Origin of the sequence: Thermobifida sp., from assembly GCF_017577275.1 — a bacterium.
Lineage (GTDB): Bacteria > Actinomycetota > Actinomycetes > Streptosporangiales > Streptosporangiaceae > Thermobifida > Thermobifida fusca.
In genome coordinates, this window is sequence record NZ_PITY01000022.1 from 17,442 (window position 1) to 40,661 (window position 23,220).

The window sequence follows — 23,220 nt, forward strand, 5'->3', positions numbered from 1 at the left end:
CCTCTCTCCCTCTGAGCAGGGTGCGACGTGCACCATCATGCACTCGACTGAAAAATTATGCAACCTAGTGTATAGGCTTGGCTCGGTGGTTGGGCGGGTGCCCCGCCCAACCACCGGAGGTCAGCGTCCGGCGAGCTTGGTGGCCAGCTCGGCCAGCGTGGACGTCTCAAGCGTGCGGGATGCCTCACGGCGGTCAGCGCCGCGGTAGAGGCCGTAGACGAGGTGGGTGCCGATCCAGCGCAGCGGCTCCGGCTCCCAGTCGCGTGCCCGGTGGCCCACCCACGGCAGCCGCGTCAGGTCCGTGTTCCGCTCCAGGACGAGATCGCGCAGCGTGCGCCCCGCCAGGTTGGAGGTGGCAACCCCGCTGCCGACGTATCCCCCGGCCCAGCCCAGTCCGCTGGTGCGGTCCAGGTACACGCTGGGGCACCAGTCCCGCGGCACGCCCAAGACCCCGGACCAAGCGTGGACCACCGGGGCCTCGCTCGCCGCCGGGAACAGCCGAGCCAGCGCCCGCCACAGTTCCGCGATCGCCTGCGGCTGGGTCGCGCCGTTGGTGTCGTGGCCGGACCCGAACCGGTAGGGGACCCCGCGCCCCCCGATCGCGATACGGCCGTCCGCGGTGCGCTGCGCGTAGATGTAGGCGTGGGCGGCGTCCCCGAGCACTTCGTGCCCCTCCCAGCCGATGCGCTTCCACACCTCCGGGCTGAGCGGCTCGGTCACGATCATCGAGGAGTTCATGGGCAGCCACTGGCGCCGGTAGCCGGCAATCTCCGCGGTGAACCCCTCCGTGGCGCGGATGACATAGTCGGCCCGTACCGTGCCCTGTTCGGCGACCGCGGCTGGCCGCTGCGCGTCCTTGCGCGGCCGCAGTTCCGTGACGGCGGTGCCTTCGAAGATGTCCACGCCGAGGTTCTCCACCACGGCGGCCAGGCCGCGGACCAGCTTGGCGGGGTGGATGCGCGCGGCGTGCGGGCTGAACGCTTCCGCCACTGCCCCGTCGACCCGCAGCATCGGCTCGTAGTCGGGCTCCAAGAGGTAGTAGTCCTCCGGCCAGTAGCCCCACTCCTGCAGGTAGGCGATCTCCTGGAGCAGGCGGGCCTTCTGTGCGTGGTTGGTGGCGACGATGCGCATGCCGCCCTTGACGATGTCGGCGTCGATGCCTTCGTCCTTGGCGACCGTGATGACTTCGTCGACCGTAGCCATCATGGCGCGCTGCAGGGCGATCACCGCCCCTTTGCCGTGCTCTTTGGCGTAGCGCTCCCGGGAGCCAGCGAACTCCGCGGACAGCCAGCCGCCGTTCCGCCCGGAGGCGCCGAAGCCCGCGAATTCCCGCTCGAGGATCGCGATGCGCAGGTCGGGCTGCTCTTTCTTGAGGTAGTAGGCGGTCCACAGCCCGGTGTATCCGGCACCGACGATGCAGACGTCGTAGTCGGCGTCACCGGGCAGGGCGGCACGCCGTTTCGGAAGCCCCAGTTCGCGGTACCAGAAGGACACCGCACCGTTGCGGAACTCCTTCGAACGGGGGATGGCACGCATCTCGGCTGCGCTGGCGATCAGTCTCATGGGTATGTCTGCCTTCCCGAACGCTCCCGCATGACGCCTGCCCCGTCCCCGGCGTCGGTTGTCGTGTCACCTCCGCCCCGGGTCCCAGGGGGGCGGTTCTCCCGAAGAAGGGGAATTGTAGCCAAAGGTCAGCTCTTGCCCCCGGGCCGCTCCCGGGCAGCCCACAGCAGTCTCAGCCCTTCCCCAGCTCCTCGCGGGCGTGACGCGAGTTGTCCCGCAGTTTGCGCGCCTGTTCGGCTAGGGCGCGCACGCCGCGCTCCCCGAGGGGGGCCAGCACATACTCGCGAAGGAGGGCAACGTGCTTGGTCCTGGCCTGTTCCGCGAGGTCCAGCCCTTTTTTGGTGAGCGTGGCATAGGTGACGCGGCGGTCCAGAGCGCAGGCCTGGCGGACCAGGTACCCGTTGCGTTCAAGCCGGTCGGCAAGTTTGGTGAACCCGCCGCTGCTCAGGGAGACTTCCCGGGCGAGCTGGCTCATGGGAAGGCGGTGGTGCGGGGAGCGCTGCAACCGGAGCAGCACTTCGAACCAGGGGCCGGACATGTCTTTCCCGCACGGGGCGATTCCTTGGAGGAGCAGCGGGGTGGTCTCCGAGAGCGCTTCGTGGAACAGCCCCCAACAGGTGATCAGGTCTTCGTCGGTGATCTGCTCGGTGTCGGTGCCAGCTTTCGTCCCCATGCGCATCCCCTCACGGCCGTCCCGGGCGGCTCATTTCATCCTACGCCACAAATATCTTCTTAGATAACTAATGGTGATAGGTGATCTTTTCCCCATTGTCCTGGGATGACGGCGGCCGCGGCGGCACTCGCGGGCAGGCCGCCGCCCCGGGTTTCCCAGACGGCGAGCCACGCCCTGCGGCTGACGCACGATGCTCCACACGAGTGGGGGTCGCCCGGTCGGGCGATCCCCCACACTCCTCGCCACCTCACGGCTTGGAACCGGTCAGCCGCGCAGCACTGCCCCGGTACGTTCCGCGGCCGCTGCCACGGCAGCATCCTTGATCCGGTTGGTCTCCTCCACGGTCAAAGTGCGGTCGTGGGCCCGCAACCGCAACGCATACGCGAGCGACTTGCGGCCCTCACCGACCTGATCCCCGGTGTAGACGTCGAACAGCCGGACGCTTTCCAGCAGTTCACCTGCGCCTTCCCGCAGTGCCGCCTCCACCTCGGCCGCGGGCACGGACGCGTCCACCACAAGGGCGACGTCCTGGGTTGCCACCGGGTAGGTGGAGATCTGCGGCGCGGTGGCGGCTGCCGCCGCTGCCTCGATCCGGTCCCAGTCGATCTCCAGCGCCGAGGTCCGCGAAGGCAGGCCGTAGGCCTTGATCACCCGCGGGTGCAGCTCTCCGGCGTGCCCCACGAGCACCTCGCGGTCGCCGTCGGCCACGTACAGCGCAGCGCAGCGTCCCGGATGCCAGGGGGCGTACTGGGCGGCGCGGACGATGAGCTCCACCCCGGCCACGCTTGCCGCTTCCTTCGCGGTGTGGATGGCATCGGCCCACGTGGCAGGCTCACCACCGCCCCACCAGCCGGAGCGCAGCCGCTGTCCCGCCAGCACCGCACCGATGTGGCGCGGCTGCTCCGGCAGCGCGGCCTCCAGGGTGGCGCGCTCCTCAGCGGTGGGCGCCCGGTCAACCGGCAGGATCGGAGCCTTGGCGGGCGCGTCCGGCTTGGGGCGGTAGACCAGCCCCATTTCGAACAGCGCAATGTCGGTGAAGCCGCGCCCCACGTTGCGCACCAGGGCCTTGAAAAGGCCGGGCAGCAGGGTGGTGCGCAGCAGCGGCTCGTCGTCGTTGAGCGGATTGGCGAGTCGCACCGCGGTCCGCCGCGCGTCATCCTCGTCCAGACGCAGCCGGTCGAAGTCGCGCACCCCCACGAAGGGATAGTTCAGAACCTCGAAGAATCCCCGGTCGGCGAGCGTCCGTCCCACGGCACGCCGCAGCCGCTGCCCGCGGGTCAGTCCGCGCCCCGGAGGAGCCTGCGGCAGGAGGGCCGGGATGTTCTCGTAGCCCTCGTTGCGGATGACCTCTTCGGCCAGGTCGTTCGGGTCGGTGAGGTCGGGACGCCAGCTCGGCGGCGTGACCTTGAGCGTGTCGCCTTCCTGGACAACCTCGCAGCCGACCTGGCGGAGCCGGGCGATCTCGGTCTCCACGGGGTAGTCCACGCCCGCGACCCGGCCTGCGTGCCCCGCCCGGACCACGATGGGTTCCCGGGGAACCGTGTGGTCGATGTGGGTGATCCCGTCCTCGATCGTCGCCCCGCCGAGTTCCGCGAGCAGCTCCACTGCGCGGGTCGCCGCGGCGAGCTGGATGTCGGTGTCCACCCCACGCTCGAAACGGCGGGACGACTCCGACGACAACTGGTGGCGGCGGGAGGTGCGGGCGATATGCGCGGCGTCGAAGTGCGCCGCCTCAATGAGGATGTCCGTGGACGTCTCCCGGATCTCGGTGCTGAGACCGCCCATGACACCCGCGATGTTGATCGGCCCCGACTCGTCAGTGATGAGGATGTCGTCGGGGTCCAGGGCGCGCACCACGTGGTCGAGGGTCTCCAGCTTCTCGCCGGGCCGGGCGAGGCGGACCTCGATCGGACCGCGCAGGGTGGAGCGGTCCCAGGCGTGCAACGGCTGCCCCAACTCCAGCATCACATAGTTGGTGATGTCCACGGCCAGCGAGATGGAACGCACCCCGCACAGGTGGAGTCGGCGGCGCATCCACAGCGGTGTGGGCGCGGCCGGGTCGAATCCGGTGACACCGCGCAGCACGTAGCGGGAGCAGATCGCCGGGTCGGCGACACTCGCGGGATAGCCGCCCTCGGCAGCGGACGGCAGCGGGCGGACCGCCGGGTCAGTGAACTCCACACCGTAGGCAGCGGCCACTTCCCGGGCGATACCGCGCAAGGACAGCGCATAGCCCCGGTCCGGGGTGACCGCGATGTCCAGCACCGACTCACGCAACCCCAGCAGGTCGTCGGCCTTCGTGCCGGGCTCGGCGAACCCTTCAGGCAGCACGATGATGCCCTCGTGGTCCTCCCACAGGCCCAGTTCGCTCGCCGAGCAGATCATGCCCTCCGACATGCGGCCGTAGGTTTTCCGGGCCGAGATCGCGAAACCGCCGGGCAGGACCGCGCCGGGCAGCGACACCACGACCAGGTCGCCTTCGGCGAAGTTGCGGGCACCGCAGATGATGCCCTGCGGTTCCCCCGTACCGTTGGCGTCGCCCACGTCCACGGTGCAGAACCGGATGGGCTTTTTGAACCCGGTGAGCTCTTCGATGGTCAGTACCCGGCCCACCACGATGGGGCCGCTGATGTCAGCGCCGACCTCCTCGACAGTCTCGACTTCCAGGCCCAGGCTGATCAGTTTGTCGGCCAGCTCGCGCGCGGTGGCCTCGGCAGGCAGTGCGACGTATTCGCGCAGCCAGGAAACGGGAACCCGCATCACATCTCCATCCCGAAGGCCGCGGTGAACCGGACGTCACCTTCGACCATGTCGTGCATGTCCTTAACCCCGTGGGCGAACATCAGCGTCCGCTCAATGCCCAGGCCGAAAGCCCAGCCGCTGTACCGCTCGGTGTCCACTCCAGCGGCGACCAGCACCCGCGGGTTGACCACGCCGCAGCCGCCGATTTCGATCCACCCTTCCGAGGAGCAGGTCCGGCAGGGGGCCTCGGGGTTGCCTACGGAGGCACCCCGGCACACGAAGCACTCCATGTCCACTTCGGCGGAAGGCTCGGTGAACGGGAAGTACGACGGGCGCATGCGGGTGCGCAGCCCTTCGCCGAACATCCGCTCCACGAACAACTGGATGGCGCCGCGCAGGTGCGCCAGCGTGATCCCCTCGTCCACCACGAGTCCTTCCAACTGGTGGAAGACCGGGCTGTGGGTGGCGTCGAGTTCGTCGGTGCGGAAAGTGCGGCCGGGGACGACCACGTAGACGGGCAGCTCGCGGTCCAGCAGTGCGCGCACCTGCACGGGCGACGTGTGCGTACGCAGCACCATGCCGGACTCTTCACCGTCCGGGCCGGCGATGAAGAAAGTGTCCTGCATCGTCCGGGCCGGATGGTCGGGCAGGAAGTTGAGGGCGTCGAAGTTGTACCACTCGGCTTCGACCTCCGGCCCCTCAGCGATCTCGAAGCCCATGCCGACGAAGATGTCCGCCATCCGCTCGGCGATCGTGGTCAGCGGGTGCCGGGCCCCGCGGGGAATCCGGTCGTAGGGCAGGGTGACGTCAACCGTCTCCTCGACGAGGACACGCGCCTCGTGCTCCTCTTCCAACTGCGCCTGGCGCGCTTTGAGCGCCTCGTTGACCTCGCGCCGGGCACCGCCCACCCGCCGGCCCGCATCAGCCCGCGCCGCGGGCGGCAGGGCGCCGATCTCCCGGTTCGCTAAGGCCAGCGGGGAGCGGTCCCCGGCGTGGGCGATCCGGACTTTTTTGAGTTCTTCCAGTGTGGAAGCCTTGGCGATAGCCTCGAGCGCTTCATCGCGCATGCGTGCGACCTCGTCCGGGTGAAGCGGCGTCACCTCGACCGGGTCGTAGGAGTGATTGGGTGCAGACATAGGGTGGTTGCCTCGCAATCCCGCGACGTGGGCGGGACGGAATATCGCGGCCCACCGCCGTGCGGCGGGTGGACACAAACCAACGGGGAAGTGCTCGCGAAGCCCGCCGCCGTCGAGTCCGTTACACGAACTCGGGAGTGCCGGCGGGCACGGTAAATCGGAACTCGGCGCCGCCACTGGGCGCACGGCCGACCGTGATCGTGCCGCCGTGGGCCTCGACCAGGCCCTTGACGATGAACAGCCCCAGGCCGGTGCCTCCGCGGCGTTTGCCGCGCCAGAACTGGCGGAAGACGCGCGGGACAGCTTCGGGCTGGACGCCCTCGCCTTCGTCGCGCACCGACACGGCTGCTCCTCCCTTGTACGGCTCGATCACTATCGTGACAGTACCAGCGCCGTGCCGCAGCCCGTTTTCCACCAAGTTAGTGATGATCTGATCGATCTTGTCGACGTCCAGCCACATTTCGGGCAGTGGACCGCGGACATCCAGCCGGAAACGGTCCTCCGGCTCGCCTGCCGCGACACGCCCGGCGATGATGCGGCGGACCCGTTCACCGAGGTCGACCAGTTGCCGGCGCACTTCCATCCGGCCGGACTGGATCCGGGAGACGTCGAGCAGTTCAGTGATGAGCCGTGTGACCCGGTCCGCGTCGGCGTTCACCGTCTCTAACATGAAGATCTTCTGCGTGTCGGTGAGCCGGTGCCACTTGGCCAGCATCGTGGCGATGAAACCTTTGACGCTGGTCAGCGGGGAGCGCAGCTCGTGGGCGACCATGGACACCAGGTTGGCGCTGGACCGCTCCGAAGTGGCCCGGGACGAAGCGTCGCGCAGGGTCACCACGAGCCGGACCACCTCCCCGCAGGGTGTGTCCCGGACGTAGCGGGCGGCCACCATGAGTTCGCGGCCGTCAGGCATCAGGAGTCGCCGCTCCGGCTGGCGGACGCGGATCCGCAGCCCCCCGTAGGGGTCGGTGCACTTCCACCAGTCGCGGCCTTCAGGGTCGTGGAGCGGGAGTACATCGCGGAAGTCTTTGCCGAGGGCGTGGTCTGCTGGCACCCCGGTGAGACGGGCTGCCATGCGGTTGAAGGTGATCACCCGGCCTTGGTCGTCTGCGACCACCAGCCCGTCGGGAAGGTCCTCGTCCGACAGCAGAGCCGCACACCCACCATGGTCACTGACTGTCGCCTGGCCGCTACTCACGACCGCCTCCCAAGCCCTCTGCACACGTTCCTGCCGCTTGCTCTAGCGGCACAGTCCTGGTTATGCACCGCCAGTGTCCGACGCTCCCCGGGACACCGCTCCCGGAAAGGTCGTTACCCGCTGGTCGCGGCGGCTACGCGCGCGGCACGTCTCCTGACGTACCGCAGGCACGGGGGCGGGGGTGTCGCCGGACCGCGGGGCTCCGAGACGAGGAGCGTAGCGGTACCCCTAGGGAACCGGGCAAGCCTCCGCTTCCCGCGCCAACGGTCCAGATCAGGTCATCCACCGGGGTACGGCCGCTCCGGAACAGCTCAGCGCATAGATGGCAGGCCGCGCAGGTGTGCTACCCGTATCTGGGATTGCCACGCGTGAGACGCATAACGGGGGCGGCCAGGCGGCGATCCCCGGTAGTGCGTCAAGACGAGGGGGAAAGGCGGGTGCGGCGCTGTTCCCGGGCAGTGGCGTAGAGGCAGACCGCCGCGGCAGTAGCGAGGTTGAGGCTCTCAGCGCGGCCGTAGATGGGGACACTGACCGTCTCGTCGGCGAGCGCAAGGGTTTCCTGCGGCAGTCCCCATGCCTCATTGCCGAAGATCCACGCCACCGGACCGGTGAGCATGCCTGCATCAGCGGCCTCATCGAGAGTGCGTTTCCCTTGACCGTCCGCGGCAAGCAGGGTGAGCCCGGCGTCCCGGAGGAAACCGGTGACCTCTTCGATCCGCACGCCCACCACGACCGGGAGGTGAAAGAGACTGCCGGCTGAAGCCCGCACACACTTCCCGTTGTACGGGTCCACGGAGGCGTCAGTGAAAATGACGGCGTCCGCCCCCGCGGCGTCCGCACTGCGGAGCACAGTGCCCGCGTTCCCCGGGTCGCGGACGTGCGACAGAACCACGACCAGTCGCGGCCGGTCCACCGCGGACAGGGGAACGTCGACAAAAGAACAGACCGCCAGCAGCCCTTGCGGGGTCACTGTCTGCGCCAGCTCCCCCATCACGTCCAAAGTGACCCGGTGGACGGGGATACCTGCCTGTTCGGCGGTGCGGATGAGAGCGGTGTGGCGCTGCATCGCCTCGGCGGTCGCATACAGTTCGTGCACCACGTCAGGCAGGTCGAGCGCTTCCCGGACAGCCTGGGGGCCTTCGGCGAGGAAACGCCGTTCGCGCTGTCGGAAAGCACGTTTGGCGAGCCGACGAGCTCCCTTGATTCTGGGAGACCGAATGCTTGTGAACTCGTGGCTCGCCATTGTCGATTACACCGTCGCTAGGCCGCGGACTCGCTCGGCGCGGGGATAGCCTTCTTGGCGGTCTCGACCAGCGCGGCAAAAGCGGCGGCGTCGTTGACCGCGAGCTCAGCGAGCATACGGCGGTCCACCTCGATGCCGGCTGCTTTGAGCCCCTGCATGAAACGGTTGTAGGTCAGACCGTGCGCGCGAGAGGCCGCGTTGATGCGCTGGATCCACAGACGACGGAACTGGCCTTTGCGGTCCTTGCGGTCCCGGTAGGCGTACGTCATCGAGTGGAGCATCTGCTCCTTGGCCTTGCGGTAGAGGCGGGACCGCTGGCCACGGTACCCCTTGGCCTGCGAGAGAACGACCCGGCGCTTCTTCTTTGCGTTGAGAGACCGCTTGACGCGTGCCACTTGTGACTCCTCGATTGAGACAGACGTTCCGGACGCACCGTCCGGCGATAGTCACCAGGAAGTTCGGCGGAGATTCCTGGCCCGGTGCGGTCTCCGCCGCACACGGCTGCGCGGCGGGGCGCGGAACCGCCGACGACCGCGTCCCTAGAACTGCGGGGTTCGGGTCAGCCGAGCAGCTTCCTGATCTTCCTGGCGTCGGCCGGAGACACCTGCACGTCCACGCTCAGGCGCCGGGTGCGTTTGCTCGGCTTGTGCTCCAGCAGGTGGTTCTTGTTGGTACGGCGACGCATGATCTTGCCGGTGCCGGTAACCCGGAAACGCCTACTAGCCCCACTGTGGGATTTGTTTTTCGGCATGCCGCCGTCGCTCCTTTTCGCTTCCGATTGGTGTGCCGCCCATCCAGGGCGGCGTAACTCCCACCCGGCGCATGAAGAAAGCGGGGTGCGCGACCCGGACAGGGCCGCGCGACCGCGCTTGTCCTTCATACGTCGGGCGGATGTCCTCAGCCGCCTCGACCGAAATTCTTCTCGGCGTTAACCGCGCTTACCGCGCCCTTTTCCGCCTTGCGCAGCGCGCGCCTCGGCCTTCTGGTCGCCGCGCCGCTTGTGCGGACCGAGGACCATGACCATGTTGCGGCCGTCCTGTTTGGCCTGGGATTCGACCTGACCCAGTTCCTGGACGTCTTCAGCCAGTCGCCGCAGGAGACGGTACCCCAGCTCCGGTCGGGACTGTTCACGACCGCGGAACATGATGGTCACCTTGACCTTGTCCCCGCTCCGGAGGAACCGCTCGACGTGACCCTTCTTGGTCTCATAGTCGTGCTGGTCGATCTTCGGACGGAGTTTGATCTCCTTGATGACCGTGCTCGACTGGTTCTTGCGCGCTTCCCGGGCCTTGACCGCGGACTCGTACTTGAACTTGCCGTAGTCCATCAGCTTGGCGACCGGCGGGCGCGCGGTCGGCGCGACCTCCACAAGATCGAGATCGGCCTCCTGCGCCAGACGCAGGGCGTCAGCCACGGGAACGATACCGACCTGTTCCCCATTGGGGCCGACGAGACGGACCTCGGGCACCCGGATACGGTCGTTAATGCGGGGCTCTGCGCTGATGGGACCCCTCCCTCATGTTTCGTCGGGTTTTCGCTTACCTTGCGGGGGTCTCCAGAGCGGCATATGCCGGAACAACGAAAACCCCGCCAGCTAATGCAAGCGGGGTCGAACCACCACAGGGACGGAACGCCGCACGGCTTTCCGCTCGCCCTGTGGCTACTACCAGAACCCGTGGCACCCGCAGGCACTACAGGTGGGAGGTTCTTCCTCCGCTTGCGGTCCGGCGCGCGTACCTGCACCGGATCAGGTCGTTGCCTACTCTACCAAGAAACCGGACCGTTAAGGACGTTCCTTGGCACCGGATGTCACCGCTCTCGGGACTCCCCACGAGTGACAACACTCACGTGTCCAGATTATTCCGCGCTGCCCGGCGCGCCAACTCTGCTTCGCCGGCAGCACGCATCGCTTCAACCGGGGCCTCGTACCCCGTCATCAGGGTCAACTGGGCCACCGCCTGGTGCAGCAGCATGGGGAACCCCCCAACCACCACCGCTCCCGCTGCGGCGGCTGCGCTCCCCAGCACGGTAGGCCACGGGGCGTAGACGACGTCGAACACCGGGGTCTTCGCCGCGGCCACCGGCTCCGCCCACTGGTCGGCTGCCCCCGCGGGAAGCGTCGACACCACCAGATCCGCATGCACGTGCTGGTCGATCTCGGTGAGCAGCGCGAACTTCACCTGGGCGCCCATCCGCTCCGCCGCAGCCGCGAGGTCCCGGGTCCGGGAAAGGTCACGGGCCAGCACGGTGACCGCGCCGGGTTCGGTAGCGCCGAGCCGGCGCACAGCAGCGAGTGCGGACGCGGCGGTCGCCCCCGCCCCCAGGATGGTGACCGTGTCAAGCCGGTGGATGCCCGCCTCACGCAGCGCCTCGGTAATCCCCGTGACGTCGGTGTTGTAGGCGTGCCGCCGCCCCTTGTCGAAGATGATGGTGTTCGCGCCCCCGACCGCTGCGGCCGTGTCCTCCACCTCATCTGCGAGGGTCAGCGCGACCTTTTTGAGCGGCATGGTCAACGAGAGGCCCGCCCAGGACTCGTCGCACTGGTCAAGGAACGCGGCGAGACCGTGCTCGTCGCATTCGTAACGGCCGTAATGCCACTGGTCCGCGATACCGAGCGCGGTATAGCCCGCCGTGTGCAGCACCGGCGAGAGGGAATGGGAGATCGGCGAACCGAGGACGGCCGCTCGCTTCACGAATGTCCTCCTCCGGGGGGAAACCGTCGGCTTGCTCTGCTCCAGCCTGGCATGGGAGACGCAGCTCAGCCGCTCTGGCTCTGGTTGAACTCGTTGACCAGTTCCCAGAACTCGGCTTCGCTGTCCGTGAATTTCGTGACCCCGTTCTCCGGGTCGGTGGTCACGAAGAACAGCCAGGGCCCCTCCTCCGGGGCGAGCGCAGCTTCGATGGCATCTTTACCAGGGCTGACAATAGGGCCGACCGGGAGTCCTTCGTGGAAGTAGGTGTCGTATCCGGTCTCGTCGTTGCGGCACCGGTCCTGCTGGTCCCGGTTGATCGCGATGCCGTACTCGCCGAGGGCGTAGAAGCAGGTGCTGTCCATCTTGAGGTACATGCCGTCGTCCAGGCGGTTGTAGATGACCCGGGCGACCTTCCCCATGTCCTCGATCTTTCCGGACTCGGCCTGCACGATCGCGGCGATCGCCATGATCTCGTTCGGGTCGAATCCTGCCTCTGCTGCCCGGTTCTCCAGGTCGATCTCGGCAGCGACCTTCCGGTACTGCGCCACCATCTGCTGGAGGATCTCAGTCGCAGAGGCGCTGCGGTCGAACTCGTAGGTCTCGGGGAAGAGGTACCCTTCCGGCCCTTGAGTGGCGTATTCGGGCAAGTCCAGCGACTCGTGGTCCTCGTAGGCCTCCTGGAACTCTTCCCGGGGGATTCCGGTCTGCTCAGCCAGCCGGTCCAGGATCTGCTCGGCGCGCAGTCCTTCCGGAATAGTCACGTTCAGCGCGATACGGCTCTCCGGGTCGAGCAGCAGGGCGACCGCCGCCTCCGCGCTCATCCCCAGCCGCATCCGGTAAGTGCCGGGCACGAAGTTGATGTCGGAGAAGCGGATTTCGTTGGTGAACGCGCGCACGCTCGCGATCACCCCGGCCTGGTGCAGCTTCTCCGCGATCACGGTTCCGGAGTCGCCTTCCTCGATGACGATGTCGACTTCGCCGTTGCCTTCCCCGGAATAGTCCGGAGGAATGATGTAGGTACGCAGGAGCAGGTAGCCGCCTGTCCCGGCGGACACCAGGAACAGGCTCAACACGATCAGGGCGCTGGCGAGTGCGACTTTGCTCTTCTTCCGCTGCCGTCTGCTCTTGGCTCGGCGACCGGCAGCCCGTCGGCCGCTGTGGCGGCCCCTGCGGGAGCGCCGGGGCGGGGCCTCGTCGTCTTCGTCCTCGGTGAACGGGAACGGGAGTGCGTCAGAGTCTTCGTCGTCGAGATCGGTCTCGCGTGTCTTTAGGCTCGCCGTGGCGGTCGGTGTCTCCCCGGTCTGCGGGGAGACGGTACGGGAGCGGCGTCCCCGCGGCGGGGCGCTGTCCGCTTCGTCAAAAGCGGGAGGACGGGCTCGGCGGCCTCGTCTGGGGATGTCCCGGTCCTCGTCGGCGCTCGGCTGCCGCCGTCGGGTGCGGCCGTCCAGGATGTCGTCGTTTTCTCTGCGGCTGCCGGGGTCGGCAGGGGACCACAGCGGATCATCCGACCACGCTGTACCGGGCCGCTGCTCGTCGCGGAGCGGGGTGGTGCCCCGCCCTTGCGGGTATTCCGCGGGGTGGGCGGACCTGGCGCGGCGCCCCGCATACGCCGAAGCCGTCAAAGGGTCGGGCGGCTGGTCGTAGCGTTCTGCCGACCGCGGCCCTGCGGGCTGTGCCCCCCTGCCGTCGAATAGCGGGTCCGACTCGGGGGCCCAGCGGGCGGATTCGTCGCTCTCGGGTCTACGGCGCCGTCCGCGCGGCTGCTCACGCAAGGCTTCGGCTTCCGACACCGGGAACGGGAAGGAGCCGGTGTCCGCGGGCCCCGGCCGTCTCCGCCGTCCGCGGGGGCGTTCCGTCCCGTCCAGCGGTTCCGCTCCCCCGGTGGGAGCGGTGGTCTGCGTGGCGGAGGAGGGCTGCCATGCGAAGCCGTCCTGTCGGGGGACCTCCGTGCCGCGCCGGTGCCCTACCCCGTACTCGTCCCGGTATCCGCGTCCCTCATAGTCGGCGGCCCTCGCCCCGGTAGGGGCCGCGTCGGTATCCCGTGGCGGCGGCCAGGGGTCCGTCAACGGGTCGGGCCGGCGTGCGCGGCGCGGGCGGTCGTCATAGTGGTCGTTGCCGTTCATGGCGTCCCCTCGACGAGTTCACCGGGAGGCAGCTTGGTACGCCGCTCGGTGTCGAGGGCGTTCTGGAGAAGGACAGTGGCTGCCGCCTGGTCAATGACCGATCGGCGGGCTCTGCCGCCACGGGCCCCGCGTTTGCGGTATGAAGCGCCCGTGCGCAGGTGGAGCTCCGCGGTCACCGTGGTCAGCCGTTCGTCGACTAGTCGCACCGGAACCGGGGCGAGCCTGCGCGCAAGCGCTTTGGCGAACGCGCGCGCCGCGCGGGCGGCACGCCCCTCGGCTCCGGACAGTGACGCCGGATAGCCAACGATGACTTCCCGAGCTTCGTACTCAAGCACAAGGGCGGCAATTCTGTCGAGATCTCCCGGTCCGCGGCGGATTGTCTCCACGGGGATAGCGAGAATCCCGTCGGGATCGCTGCGGGCCACCCCGATCCGGGCGGCTCCGGGGTCGACAGCGAGCCGCACTCCTGTTCTCACCAGAGAACTCCCCGTACGGCACCGGCGCTCACGTCCCCTGGCCTTCCCGTGGCCAGTGGCCAGGGCGACAGCCACCGCCCTCTGTTCACGACCCCGCCACTCTCTGTTCCACGAGGCGCAGCGCCGTGTCGATGGCGGTCACGTCGCTGCCGCCACCCTGGGCGATGTCCGGACGGCCGCCGCCGCCACCGCCGAGTGCACGGGCCGCCACGCCGACCAGCTCGCCCGCCTTCAAGCCCGCCTGTTGGGCTTCCTTGTTGATCGCCACCACCACGACGGGGCGGTCGCTGGGCACGCCGGCGATCGCCACCACCGCGGGCCGGTCCTCACCGAGCCGGCCGCGCACGTCCAACGCGAGCTTGCGCATGTCGTCGGCGGTGGTGCCGTCTTCAACCCGGTGGGTCACCACGCGGCTGTTGCCGTGGTCGCGGGCGCTTTCCGCCAGCTTTCCGGCGGCTTGGAGGACTTGGGCGGCGCGCAGCCGCTCGATCTCCTTCTCCGCGGCGCGCAGCCGGGAGACCAGGCTGTCGATGCGCTGCGGCAGTTCCTCGCGCGGCGCCTTGAGCTGCTCGGAAAGCTGTCCCACCAGCGCCGACTCGGTGGAGACGCGGCGCAGCGCGTCCAAGCCGACCAGCGCTTCCACGCGGCGCACCCCGGAGCCGACCGAGGATTCCCCGAGCACCTTGACCAGGCCGAGCTGCCCGGTCGCCGCCACGTGGGTGCCGCCGCACAGCTCGCGGGAGTACTCGGTCATGTCGACCACGCGCACCCGGTTGCCGTACTTCTCCCCGAACATGGCCAGCGCGCCCATCCGGAGCGCCTCGTCAAGGGTGGTCTCCAGGTACTGGACCTCGATGTTGCGGGCGAGTACCTCGTTGACTTCCTCCTCGACCTGGGCGATTTCCGTAGCGTCGAGCGGTTTGTCCGAGGTGAAGTCGAAGCGCAGCCGTCCCGGCTGGTTCTCCGACCCTGCCTGGCCTGCGGACGGGCCGAGGGTGTTCCGCAGCGCAGAGTGGATGAGGTGGGTCGCCGAGTGCGAGCGGGACACGGAGGCGCGCCGACCCGTGTCAATCGCGGCGTGCACGGTGTCGTCGACGACGACTTCGCCCTCGCGGACCGTGCCGCGGTGCACGAACAGGCCTTGGATGGGCTTCTGCACGTCCTCGACGTCGACGACGCCGCGGCCGTCCACGGTGATCGTGCCCTTGTCAGCGAGCTGGCCACCGCTTTCCGCGTAGAAGGGGGTGCGGTCGAGCACCAGTTCCACCTGGTCGCCCTTGCGGGCCGCCCCGGTGGACTCGCCGTTGACGATGATGCCGAGCACCCGGGCTTCGCTTTCCGAGTCGGTGTAGCCGAGGAACTCGGTGGGGCCGCCGGTCTCCAACAGGTTGCCGTAGACGCTGATATCGGCGTTGCCGAGCTTCTTGGCCTGCGCGTCGCGCTTGGCGGTCTCCCGCTGGCGCTGCATGAGCTGGTGGAAGGTTTCTTCATCGACCTTCAGGCCGTGCTCGGCGGCCATCTCCAGCGTCAGGTCAATGGGGAAACCGTAGGTGTCGTGCAGCTGGAACGCGTCGGCGCCGGAGAACACGGTGCCGCCGGTCTCCTTCGTGCGCCGGACCGCCCGGTTGAACAGTGTGGTGCCGGCCCGCAGCGTGTCCGCGAAGTTCTTCTCTTCCGCGTCGATGATGCTGTGGATCTTGTCCGCGTCGGCACGCAGCTCGGGGTACTGGTCGCCCATCGCGTCGATCGCGACCGCGGTGAGGTCGTGCATGTGGAACGACTCGTCCCCGGAGAGCAGGCGCAGGTTGCGGATCGACCGACGCAGGATACGGCGCAGCACGTAGCCGCGCTTCTCGTTTCCAGGCCGCACCCCGTCGGCGACCAGCATGGTGGCGGTGCGCACGTGGTCGGCGATGACCCGCAGGCTCACGTCGGCGCGCTCGTTCTCCCCGTAGGTGGTGCCGGTGAGCTCCGCAGCGCGGCGCAGGATCCGGCCGAGGGTGTCGGTCTCGTAGATGTTGTCGACACCCTGGAGGATGGCGGCCATGCGCTCCAGGCCCATGCCGGTGTCGATGTTCTTGCTGGGCAGCTCCCCGAGGATCGGGTAGTCCTCCTTGCCGCTGCCCTCGCCCCGCTCGAACTGCATGAACACGAGGTTCCACACTTCGAGGTAGCGGTCCTCGTCGGCTACGGGGCCGCCTTCAGCGCCGTATTCGGGGCCGCGGTCGAAGTAGATCTCCGAGCAGGGTCCGCACGGTCCGGGCACACCCATCGACCAGAAGTTGTCGGCTTTGCCGCGCCGCTGGATGCGCTCCTCGGGCAGTCCTACCTTCTCCCGCCAGATGGTCGCGGCTTCGTCGTCGTCCAGGTAGACGGTGACCCACAGGCGTTCCGGGTCGAAGCCGAAGCCACCGTCGGCCACCGAGGTGGTGAGCAGCTCCCAGGCGAGCGGGATGGCCTTCTCCTTGAAGTAGTCGCCGAAGGAGAAGTTGCCCAGCATCTGGAAGAAGGAGGCGTGCCGGGTGGTCTTGCCGACTTCGTCGATGTCAATGGTGCGTACACACTTTTGCACGCTGGTGGCGCGCGGGTAGGGCGGAGTCCGCTGGCCGAGGAAGTACGGCTTGAACGGCACCATGCCCGCGTTGACCAGCAGCAGTGTGGGGTCCTCAGCGATAAGACTTGCCGAGGGCACCACGGTGTGTCCGTTTTTCTCGAAGAATGCGAGGAAGCGGCGAGCGATCTCTGCCGACTTCATGTGATGCCCTCCTGGTGAATAGGACTCCAGTCGACCGGTCGAGTGGAGTGAGGCGCCCGGTCGAGGTTTGGCAGGTAAGCGGATATCAGGCGCCTATGGTAGAGCGAACGATACGTGGACGTTTCCCATTCCACGCCGGCTCAGCGGCCCCGAAAACCGGAGACACCCTACTGACGCGGTCGGTACAGTACCCCGGCGGCTCTCCCCACCAGGGAGACCATGGTCACGCACCGTCCACCGCCCCAGGCTACTCGCTGGGTGATGTGATGCACAGCAGAATAGGACACGCCCGAAACCGGGGAATTACGGCGGTTCAGGATCTTAGCGGTATCTGTCGCGCAGTGACTCCCTTGTGATCTCGGGTGCGGATGAGACCGGTATTTCCCGGGTTCGGCACGCGGAGGATCACTGCTGGACAACCGGGTTTTCCCCGGGCCAGTGCACCGCAAAAACAACGTCAGGGTTGGGTCAGCCGCTGGTGGACCCGGCGTTGACCAGCGCCTGGTAGGCGGTGTGGACGTTCTCGGGCACGTGCGGTGCAACGGCAAACCTGCGGGCGTGGCAGTCGATGACCAGCCGGGCGTTGCCGATACCGGCCAGGTAGTCGGGAAGGCCACCGGTTCGGACGCGCAGCCCGCCTCCGCCTCGGGCCAGAGCCTGCGGATAGCGGCGCAGGCACGACGTCCCCTATAAGGCATGGTCACCAGCAGCACCAGGGCGGGGCGGAGGCCCGCTTCGGCGAGGAGTTTCCAAGAAAGTATCCGGCGGGGTAGAGCTGTGCTGCGTAGGTGGCTACGCCCAGTTCTGGCAGCCGAACACCACCGCCGTGTCCGCCGGGTGCAGCCCGCGGCCCATGCGGTGGTAGCGCCAGATCCGCTCCCATGGCCGTTTCTGCTTCCTATGACAGACCGTTGCCCTCGCACGCAGCACACCTGTTCTTCGGTAGCGATGAAGAAGCGGCGGCCGAGACCATGCTGGACGGGATCGCAGACCGTACTCGGGAGGGATGCGCTGCTCGTGGACCAGCCGCTCCGCTGGGAGTGTTCCGTTCCCTGACCCTCCCCTTCACTGTGGGCGGCCATTCGAGCGGATTGCCGGGTGTGAAACTTTTTATTCGTTTGTCGCCCCGACGCGGTTGCCGGCCGATACTCCGGATGCCCGTCCCCGCCCTTCGAATCCCGAAACAGCAGCACACCACTCGCGCTCCAGGGCTTTCCGCGCCGGATCACGAAGATGATCTTTCGTTTCCCGCGACGCGCTGCTCGTGCCCTACCGCGGTGTCCCATGGACTTCTTCACGGTTCCGGCGCTGCTGCTTCTCCAAGGGTGTCGGGGCTGCGCTCGCAGCAGACGGCACTCCGCCGGCCGCCTCACCCCCGCCCGCGAGGACGACCCGGTCGTGGGCCGCTCCCTATCGCAGGAATCGCCGCTCCGGCAGGCATCCCCTCAATGCTTTCCGCGACAAAGGAAACCATCTTCTTTCCGCTGCACGGGAGAAGATTGCATAAAACGTCGTCTTTCTTTCCGAACGTTGTCGCCGGAAACAAATTCTTCATACGGTCGTCGTGGGTCAAGGCTCTTCACGAAGAGCTTTTTGACAAAAAGACTTCTTTGTGTGCCCCCTGTGACCCCTTGCCGGGGTTTCGACCGTAGAGCCGGGCACTCTTGTCCGTGGATTTCCCTCCCGTGGCCTGCGGCCCTGTCCGGGCAGGTGTTCCCCACTATTGCCGGACAATCCGCCCTAGGAAGCCGCCTACCGGTCGCAAGCGGAACAGGAGACGTGGCCGCGGGAGCGGGCAGCCTCCCCGCGACGGGACTGAGAGGTGCTGTCCAGACGAAAGGAGACGACGGCGGTCCCGCAGCCAGGTCCGGCGGTGTGGGGCCCGCAGAATTCTGCGGGCCCCACCCACCAGCGCTGGTCAGTAACGGGACGCCTCGGGGAGTTCCTGACGCTGGAAGTCGGGAGCGTAGCGGCGGAGCAGCTCCTCCTCGTAGTCGCGCACCGCCTCGGCCACGTCCTCGTTGAATTCCCGCAGTGCCTCCCGGTAGGAACCGATCCGCTTCTCCACCCGGTCGGCGATACCACCCGGACTCCAGAGTCGGGCACTGCGGCCGAAACGGTACATCACATAGCCGCCGACCACGATTCCGGCCACAAAATACACGGTTCTGCGGATCACACGCGTTCCTTTCTGCGGCGGGTACGGATCAACGCCAGGGTTTTGCGGCGCCCCAGCACGCGGCGCATGCCGTAAGAGAGCGACGCGACCTTGATGAGCGGCCCGGTGACCGCGGAACGGGTGAGCGCGGTGACCGTGGAGACGTCCTCGCTGCTGCTGGCGAGATTCGCGGTGATCTCCTCGACCCGGTCGAGTGATCCGTGAGCGCGTTCGACCGTGGCGGCAAGGTCGTCGAGCAGCGGTGCGGTGCGTTCCCGGAATTCCGACACCGCCCTGGTTGCCTCGGTCAGCAACCGGGTGAGCTTGACCAGGGCCACGCACAGGAACACAGCCACCACGGCCCAGACGATGGACGCGACCAGGGCCGCGAGTTCTCCTCCGGTGAGCATGCGGACTCCGCTAACGATTGGGATTATTGAGGCAATTGACCAGACCGACTCCGGGTCGGCACAGACGGCTTTCCACCGGCGGCCTGACAGCCCCAAGGGTGCGGCCGCCACCGCACAATAGAGCCGGATCGGTCTGACACTATCGCGATTTCCTTGCCCGCTACGGAACCTGAGGCGAGCCTTTCTCGGTCCTCTCTTGCTACGGTGCTCTCACTTCCTGCTGCGCGTATCGGACCCGCAAGGCAAACACTTTAAGTAGATAAGCCGATACACGGAGTGGCGAATTCACCAAGGCGGCCCCAGCAGGGAAGATAGAGATGTCTCAGCCTGACAAGACGACCGAGTTCTCCGGATAATTACGGAAACCACCGACTGGCTACTAACGTGCATTTCAGCACTTCACCTCGGATTTTTTGAGACAGGACCACGATGAGTCGACGTTCTGAACGGACGATTTCCGTTCTGGTCCCCCCTGACCTGGCTCCCACCGCCCCGGAGGATCCCCGCACCATCGGGCCGTACGTGCTCGTGGGGCGGCTTGGCGCCACGGAAACAGGCAGCGTCTACGCTGCTGTTCACCCGGACGTGGAGCCGGAGGCACTGCTTGCCGTCAAGGTCATCCCGTCGTCCCGTGTCGCAGACGAGGCTGCACGCACCCGACTCGAACAGCGGCTCCGCACGCTGGGCGCTGTAGACGGGCGCTGTTACGTGCCGCCTGTGGCATTCGACGTCCACGGCACGCCTCCGTGGCTGGCCACGCGCTATTCGCCGGGCACGCCGCTGAAGCAGTACATCGACCAGCGCGGGCCCCTGCGGCTGGGGCGGCTGACTGCGCTGGCCGCCGGACTGGGCGAAGCCCTGTCCGCATTGCACTCTCTGGACGTGGTGCACGGCGACCTCAAACCCAGCAGTGTGCTGCTCAGCTCGGCGGGACCGCGGCTGCTGGACTGCGCGCTGTCAGGTGAGGCGCCAGCTCCGGCGGGGTCAACACCCTGGCTGAGCCCGGAGCGGCTGCGCGGCGAGGCGCCCACCCCGGCCTCTGACGTGTTCTCCTGGGGCGCCGTCCTTGCGTTCGCCGCCACAGGGAAGCCTCCCTTCGGGACGGGAACCCCCGAGGAGGTCGCGGAACGCATCGCATCCGGTTCTCCTGACCTTTCCGATGCGGCAGAAGAGATCCGTTCCCTGCTGGAGTCGGCGTTGGCGGCTGACCCGGCGGAGCGGCCCAACATCCGCGAACTGGTGCGCTCCTCGATCTCGCTGTGGGAGTCCAGCCTGGGCACAGTGGGCAGTGAAGCCGGGCCGGGCAGCGGAGTCACCCGGGTCTTGACCCGGGAATGGCAGGGGATTGTCGAACCCGCGCTCCTTCCCCGCGTGGTCCACTTGGACGACCGGGCCCGGGGCAAGAAGAGCGGCCTCAGGTCTCTCACTATGCCGGTTCCCCTGCTGTCCCGCTCCACGGCGCAGCCGGCCTCCTCGGCTGCCGCTGCTGATGCTCCAGACAGCACCGGGCCCACCAGTTCCGGTGCTGCTGCGACCGCGGTCACAGCGCAAGAGGACACGGAAGCCAACACCGACACCCCAGCGAAGGCTGCGTCGGCCCCGTCGTCCAGCAGCTCTGCTCCGGCCGCGCCACCGGCTTCCTCCCCGTCCACCGGACCATCGGGTTCGAAGGGACCGAACAAGCGATTCCTTGCCCTGGTGGGCGGCGGCGCTGCCGCGGCCCTGCTCCTGCTGGGCGGTGGAGTATGGGCCGTGTCCGCGTTGCGCGGCGACGATCCGGAACCGCAGGACGTCACCGCGCAACCCGACTCCGCTCCCGAGGAGGCGCCCCAGGAGGAGCCGCCTCCCGCGTGGGACACCGGCACCCTGGTGGTGCGCCTGGACAGTTCCAGCGACGTCCACCTGCTGGCCGGTCCGTGGCCCTACACCCCGGTGAAGCCCGCCTCCGGCGACGACGCGTTCGCCGGGCTCAACGGTCGGGAGGTCACCCCGGAGGAGTGGAGCGAAGCGTGGGCCCCGGTGCCGGGGGTTGAGGAGCCGTTGGAGGCGCTGATCGCCTCCGACGCCGAGGTGATGTGCGCGCACTTCTGCCTGAACCCCGACCAGGTGTATGTCGACGAAGAGGGCCGGGGAACCTACAAAGTCACCGGGCGCGACCTGGGGAACTATCTGAGCTGGGGCGATGCTGTCATCGCCGAGGTGACCTTCGGGGAGCCGGACCCGGAGACGGGTCTGCCGGTGATCACGAAGGTCACGGAACTCTACCCGCTGCCCACGGCGTGAGTGGGGGCGCGCCCGTCGCGCCTCCACCCGGTTTCCGGGAATCCGCACCGCGGAGATCTCTGACGGTCGATAATCGACGGAGAACCCCCGGAACCAGGAACGCCAATGCCCCACGGTTTTCCGTCTGACCTTCCTCCCCTTCACCCCAGCGACCATGCCATCCGCATCCCCGGCTACGACTTGGTCGGCCGCCTGGGTTCAGGAGGCATGGGTGTCGTCTACGCCGCACTGGACCCTCAAGGGCGGCGCGTAGCGGTGAAGCTCATGCGCACGGAGATGGTCCCGGATATCAGCCAGCAGCGTCGACGGTTCCAGGAGGAGGTCCGCGCGCTGCAGCGGCTGCGGGACAAGCATGTAGTCCCGCTGCTGGACTCGGGGATTGCCGCGGGCCGCCCCTGGCTGGCCACCGCCTACGTCCCGGGACGCAACCTGCAGCAGTGCGGGAAGCTGTCCGGCCAGCGCCTGTTCTTGCTGGCCCGGGGGGTCGCTGCCGCGCTGTGCGCCATCCACCGCGCGGGCATTGTCCACCGCGACCTCAAACCCTCCAACATCATGGTCTACTCCGACGGCACACCGGTCGTACTGGATTTCGGTATCGCACGGTCGCTGGGCGCCGCAGGGCTCACCGGGACCGGGGCCCCGCCCGTCGGTACAGCGGGCACGATCAGCCCGGAACGGTACCGGGGTGTGTCCGCCCCGCCCGCGGACGTCTTCGCTTGGGGCTGTGTCGTGGTGTTCGCCGCGACCGGGCAGCTGCCGTTCACCGCCCCTTCGCCCGAAGAAGTTATGCACCGGGTGCTGCACTCCCCGCCTGAACTGCATGGTTTCCGGGGGCCGCTGGCGGATCTCGCGGTGCGGGCGATGGCGAAGAACCCGGCGGAGCGCCCCACCGCGGAGCAGTTGCTGAAAGAGCTCGACGCCCTTGGCTCCCCCCGGCCGTTCGCCATGCCCCGCGTCTCCCGGAAAACAGGCGACGCGGCAACCCTGCTGGTCCTGGAGATGCAGCAGCACTACGCCAATCCGGTTCCCTGGCTGCGCCGTAACCAGGAGCGTATCCTCGGCGAAGCACGGCGCATGGGAGCCGACCGCGGCCTGCGCGACCTTGTGCACCGGGCCGCCGAGGCGCGCCTGGGGGCTGCCGAACTGGACGAGGCTCTTGCGGAGATCGCTAGCCTCCTAGCCCCGCACGAGCGGCCCAGGTATCGGGGCTACCCCGTCGACGAGGACGGACTCGTCGCGTTGGCCTCCGGTGGGGCGCGGGAACAGGCTCTGCTGCGCCGTCTCTTGGGGGAGCGCAGCGTGATCGTGGAAAAGTACGCGGCGCAGCATATCTGCCGGCACGTCCTGTGCGTGAGCAAGCATTTCGGGCGGGGCTGCCGGGTGCTGCGGCGGCTCCGCTCCCAAGTCGTCGCCGTCGTGGACCGCACGTGGGAGCCGCTGCGCGAGCTGCGGCACCAGATCTGGGCGGAGCACGACGCGCTGGGGCATCCGCGGATCCTGCTGCCCCCGGACCAGGAACTGGTCGACCGAGTGTATGCGACAGCGCTGCTTGTCCGGCGGCGCACCGACGAACTCGACCGGCACCGCAAGGCTGTGCTGGCGCTGCAATGCCCCACCTGCTGGTGGGCCAGCCAGCAAGAAGCCGTGGTGCAGGCCGACCCCAACACCGACAAAGGGCTGGCCCATGTGGTCATCGCCTCGGTCGCCGCGGACACGGCGCGGCGGTTCGCCGAGGCCGTCCGGCAGGGCTGACGGTCCCCGGGACGG

At 68.1% G+C, this 23,220-nt stretch carries 17 protein-coding genes; 2 read left to right on the forward strand and 15 right to left on the reverse strand.

Annotated elements, in window-relative coordinates:
- Positions 1–120: 120 nt before the first annotated feature.
- The 15 genes from CW348_RS10065 to CW348_RS10135 form a co-directional block, all read right to left on the reverse strand.
- Positions 121–1,563, reverse strand: coding sequence for an FAD-binding oxidoreductase (locus CW348_RS10065; RefSeq protein WP_011292481.1), 1,443 nt, complete (start codon positions 1,561–1,563; stop codon positions 121–123).
- A gap of 172 nt (positions 1,564–1,735) precedes the next feature.
- Positions 1,736–2,236 (reverse strand): MarR family winged helix-turn-helix transcriptional regulator, encoded by a 501-nt coding sequence (locus CW348_RS10070; protein WP_011292482.1) that lies wholly within the window; start codon positions 2,234–2,236, stop codon positions 1,736–1,738.
- Positions 2,237–2,500: 264 nt separating this feature from the next.
- The gene (gene pheT, locus CW348_RS10075) at positions 2,501–4,996 is read right to left on the reverse strand and encodes a phenylalanine--tRNA ligase subunit beta (protein ID WP_287463553.1); all 2,496 of its coding nucleotides are present in this window, start codon (positions 4,994–4,996) and stop codon (positions 2,501–2,503) included.
- Positions 4,996–6,114: a phenylalanine--tRNA ligase subunit alpha gene (pheS, locus tag CW348_RS10080; protein ID WP_011292484.1), complete on the reverse strand. Its 1,119-nt coding sequence runs from the start codon at positions 6,112–6,114 to the stop codon at positions 4,996–4,998. Before pheS ends, pheT begins: the two co-directional genes overlap by 1 nt.
- 121 nt (positions 6,115–6,235) lie before the next feature.
- Positions 6,236–7,312 (reverse strand): ATP-binding protein, encoded by a 1,077-nt coding sequence (locus tag CW348_RS10085; protein WP_104612760.1) that lies wholly within the window; start codon positions 7,310–7,312, stop codon positions 6,236–6,238.
- 415 nt (positions 7,313–7,727) lie between these two features.
- Complete coding sequence (locus tag CW348_RS10090) at positions 7,728–8,555, reverse strand: RNA methyltransferase (RefSeq protein WP_011292486.1); 828 nt, start codon at positions 8,553–8,555, stop codon at positions 7,728–7,730.
- 17 nt (positions 8,556–8,572) lie between these two features.
- A complete protein-coding gene (gene rplT / locus CW348_RS10095) occupies positions 8,573–8,950 on the reverse strand; it encodes a 50S ribosomal protein L20 (protein ID WP_011292487.1) in 378 nt (125 codons plus the stop codon).
- Between the two features lie 164 nt (positions 8,951–9,114).
- Entirely contained in the window at positions 9,115–9,306 is a 192-nt protein-coding gene (gene rpmI, locus CW348_RS10100; RefSeq protein ID WP_016188955.1) for a 50S ribosomal protein L35, read from the reverse strand.
- A gap of 177 nt (positions 9,307–9,483) precedes the next feature.
- Positions 9,484–10,059: a translation initiation factor IF-3 gene (infC, locus tag CW348_RS10105; RefSeq protein WP_081430426.1), complete on the reverse strand. Its 576-nt coding sequence runs from the start codon at positions 10,057–10,059 to the stop codon at positions 9,484–9,486.
- 340 nt (positions 10,060–10,399) lie between these two features.
- Positions 10,400–11,248 carry a shikimate dehydrogenase gene (locus CW348_RS10110; protein ID WP_011292490.1) on the reverse strand — a complete coding sequence of 283 codons (849 nt, stop codon included), beginning with the start codon at positions 11,246–11,248 and terminating at the stop codon, positions 10,400–10,402.
- 65 nt (positions 11,249–11,313) lie between these two features.
- Positions 11,314–13,371 (reverse strand): endolytic transglycosylase MltG, encoded by a 2,058-nt coding sequence (mltG, locus tag CW348_RS10115; protein WP_011292491.1) that lies wholly within the window; start codon positions 13,369–13,371, stop codon positions 11,314–11,316.
- On the reverse strand, positions 13,368–13,847 hold the full coding sequence (gene ruvX / locus CW348_RS10120; protein WP_011292492.1) for a Holliday junction resolvase RuvX: 480 nt from the start codon (positions 13,845–13,847) through the stop codon (positions 13,368–13,370). Before ruvX ends, mltG begins: the two co-directional genes overlap by 4 nt.
- Before the next feature lie 85 nt (positions 13,848–13,932).
- Entirely contained in the window at positions 13,933–16,602 is a 2,670-nt protein-coding gene (gene alaS, locus CW348_RS10125) for an alanine--tRNA ligase (RefSeq protein WP_011292493.1), read from the reverse strand.
- Between the two features lie 1,918 nt (positions 16,603–18,520).
- Positions 18,521–18,781, reverse strand: a complete 261-nt coding sequence (locus tag CW348_RS10130) for a DUF6167 family protein (protein ID WP_011292495.1) — start codon at positions 18,779–18,781, stop codon at positions 18,521–18,523.
- Complete coding sequence (locus CW348_RS10135; RefSeq protein ID WP_011292496.1) at positions 18,778–19,170, reverse strand: DUF948 domain-containing protein; 393 nt, start codon at positions 19,168–19,170, stop codon at positions 18,778–18,780. The genes CW348_RS10130 and CW348_RS10135 overlap by 4 nt, the downstream gene beginning before the upstream one ends.
- 429 nt (positions 19,171–19,599) lie before the next feature.
- On the opposite strand from CW348_RS10135, the gene CW348_RS10140 reads away from it, so the two are divergent.
- Both CW348_RS10140 and CW348_RS10145 read left to right on the forward strand, forming a co-directional pair.
- Positions 19,600–21,453 (forward strand): serine/threonine-protein kinase, encoded by a 1,854-nt coding sequence (locus CW348_RS10140; protein ID WP_011292497.1) that lies wholly within the window; start codon positions 19,600–19,602, stop codon positions 21,451–21,453.
- Between the two features lie 105 nt (positions 21,454–21,558).
- Positions 21,559–23,205 carry a serine/threonine-protein kinase gene (locus CW348_RS10145; protein ID WP_104612759.1) on the forward strand — a complete coding sequence of 549 codons (1,647 nt, stop codon included), beginning with the start codon at positions 21,559–21,561 and terminating at the stop codon, positions 23,203–23,205.
- Positions 23,206–23,220: the final 15 nt, after the last annotated feature.

What these genes read in the sequence shown, in the direction of transcription:
- CW348_RS10065 (WP_011292481.1), bottom strand. Translation starts at nt 1,563, where the DNA reads ATGAGACTGATCGCCAGCGCAGCCGAGATGCGTGCCATCCCCCGTTCG.
- CW348_RS10070 (WP_011292482.1), bottom strand. Translation starts at nt 2,236, where the DNA reads ATGGGGACGAAAGCTGGCACCGACACCGAGCAGATCACCGACGAAGAC.
- pheT (WP_287463553.1), bottom strand. Translation starts at nt 4,996, where the DNA reads ATGCGGGTTCCCGTTTCCTGGCTGCGCGAATACGTCGCACTGCCTGCC.
- pheS (WP_011292484.1), bottom strand. Translation starts at nt 6,114, where the DNA reads ATGTCTGCACCCAATCACTCCTACGACCCGGTCGAGGTGACGCCGCTT.
- CW348_RS10090 (WP_011292486.1), bottom strand. Translation starts at nt 8,555, where the DNA reads ATGGCGAGCCACGAGTTCACAAGCATTCGGTCTCCCAGAATCAAGGGA.
- rpmI (WP_016188955.1), bottom strand. Translation starts at nt 9,306, where the DNA reads ATGCCGAAAAACAAATCCCACAGTGGGGCTAGTAGGCGTTTCCGGGTT.
- mltG (WP_011292491.1), bottom strand. Translation starts at nt 13,371, where the DNA reads ATGAACGGCAACGACCACTATGACGACCGCCCGCGCCGCGCACGCCGG.
- alaS (WP_011292493.1), bottom strand. Translation starts at nt 16,602, where the DNA reads ATGAAGTCGGCAGAGATCGCTCGCCGCTTCCTCGCATTCTTCGAGAAA.
- CW348_RS10135 (WP_011292496.1), bottom strand. Translation starts at nt 19,170, where the DNA reads ATGCTCACCGGAGGAGAACTCGCGGCCCTGGTCGCGTCCATCGTCTGG.
- CW348_RS10140 (WP_011292497.1), top strand. Translation starts at nt 19,600, where the DNA reads ATGAGTCGACGTTCTGAACGGACGATTTCCGTTCTGGTCCCCCCTGAC.
- CW348_RS10145 (WP_104612759.1), top strand. Translation starts at nt 21,559, where the DNA reads ATGCCCCACGGTTTTCCGTCTGACCTTCCTCCCCTTCACCCCAGCGAC.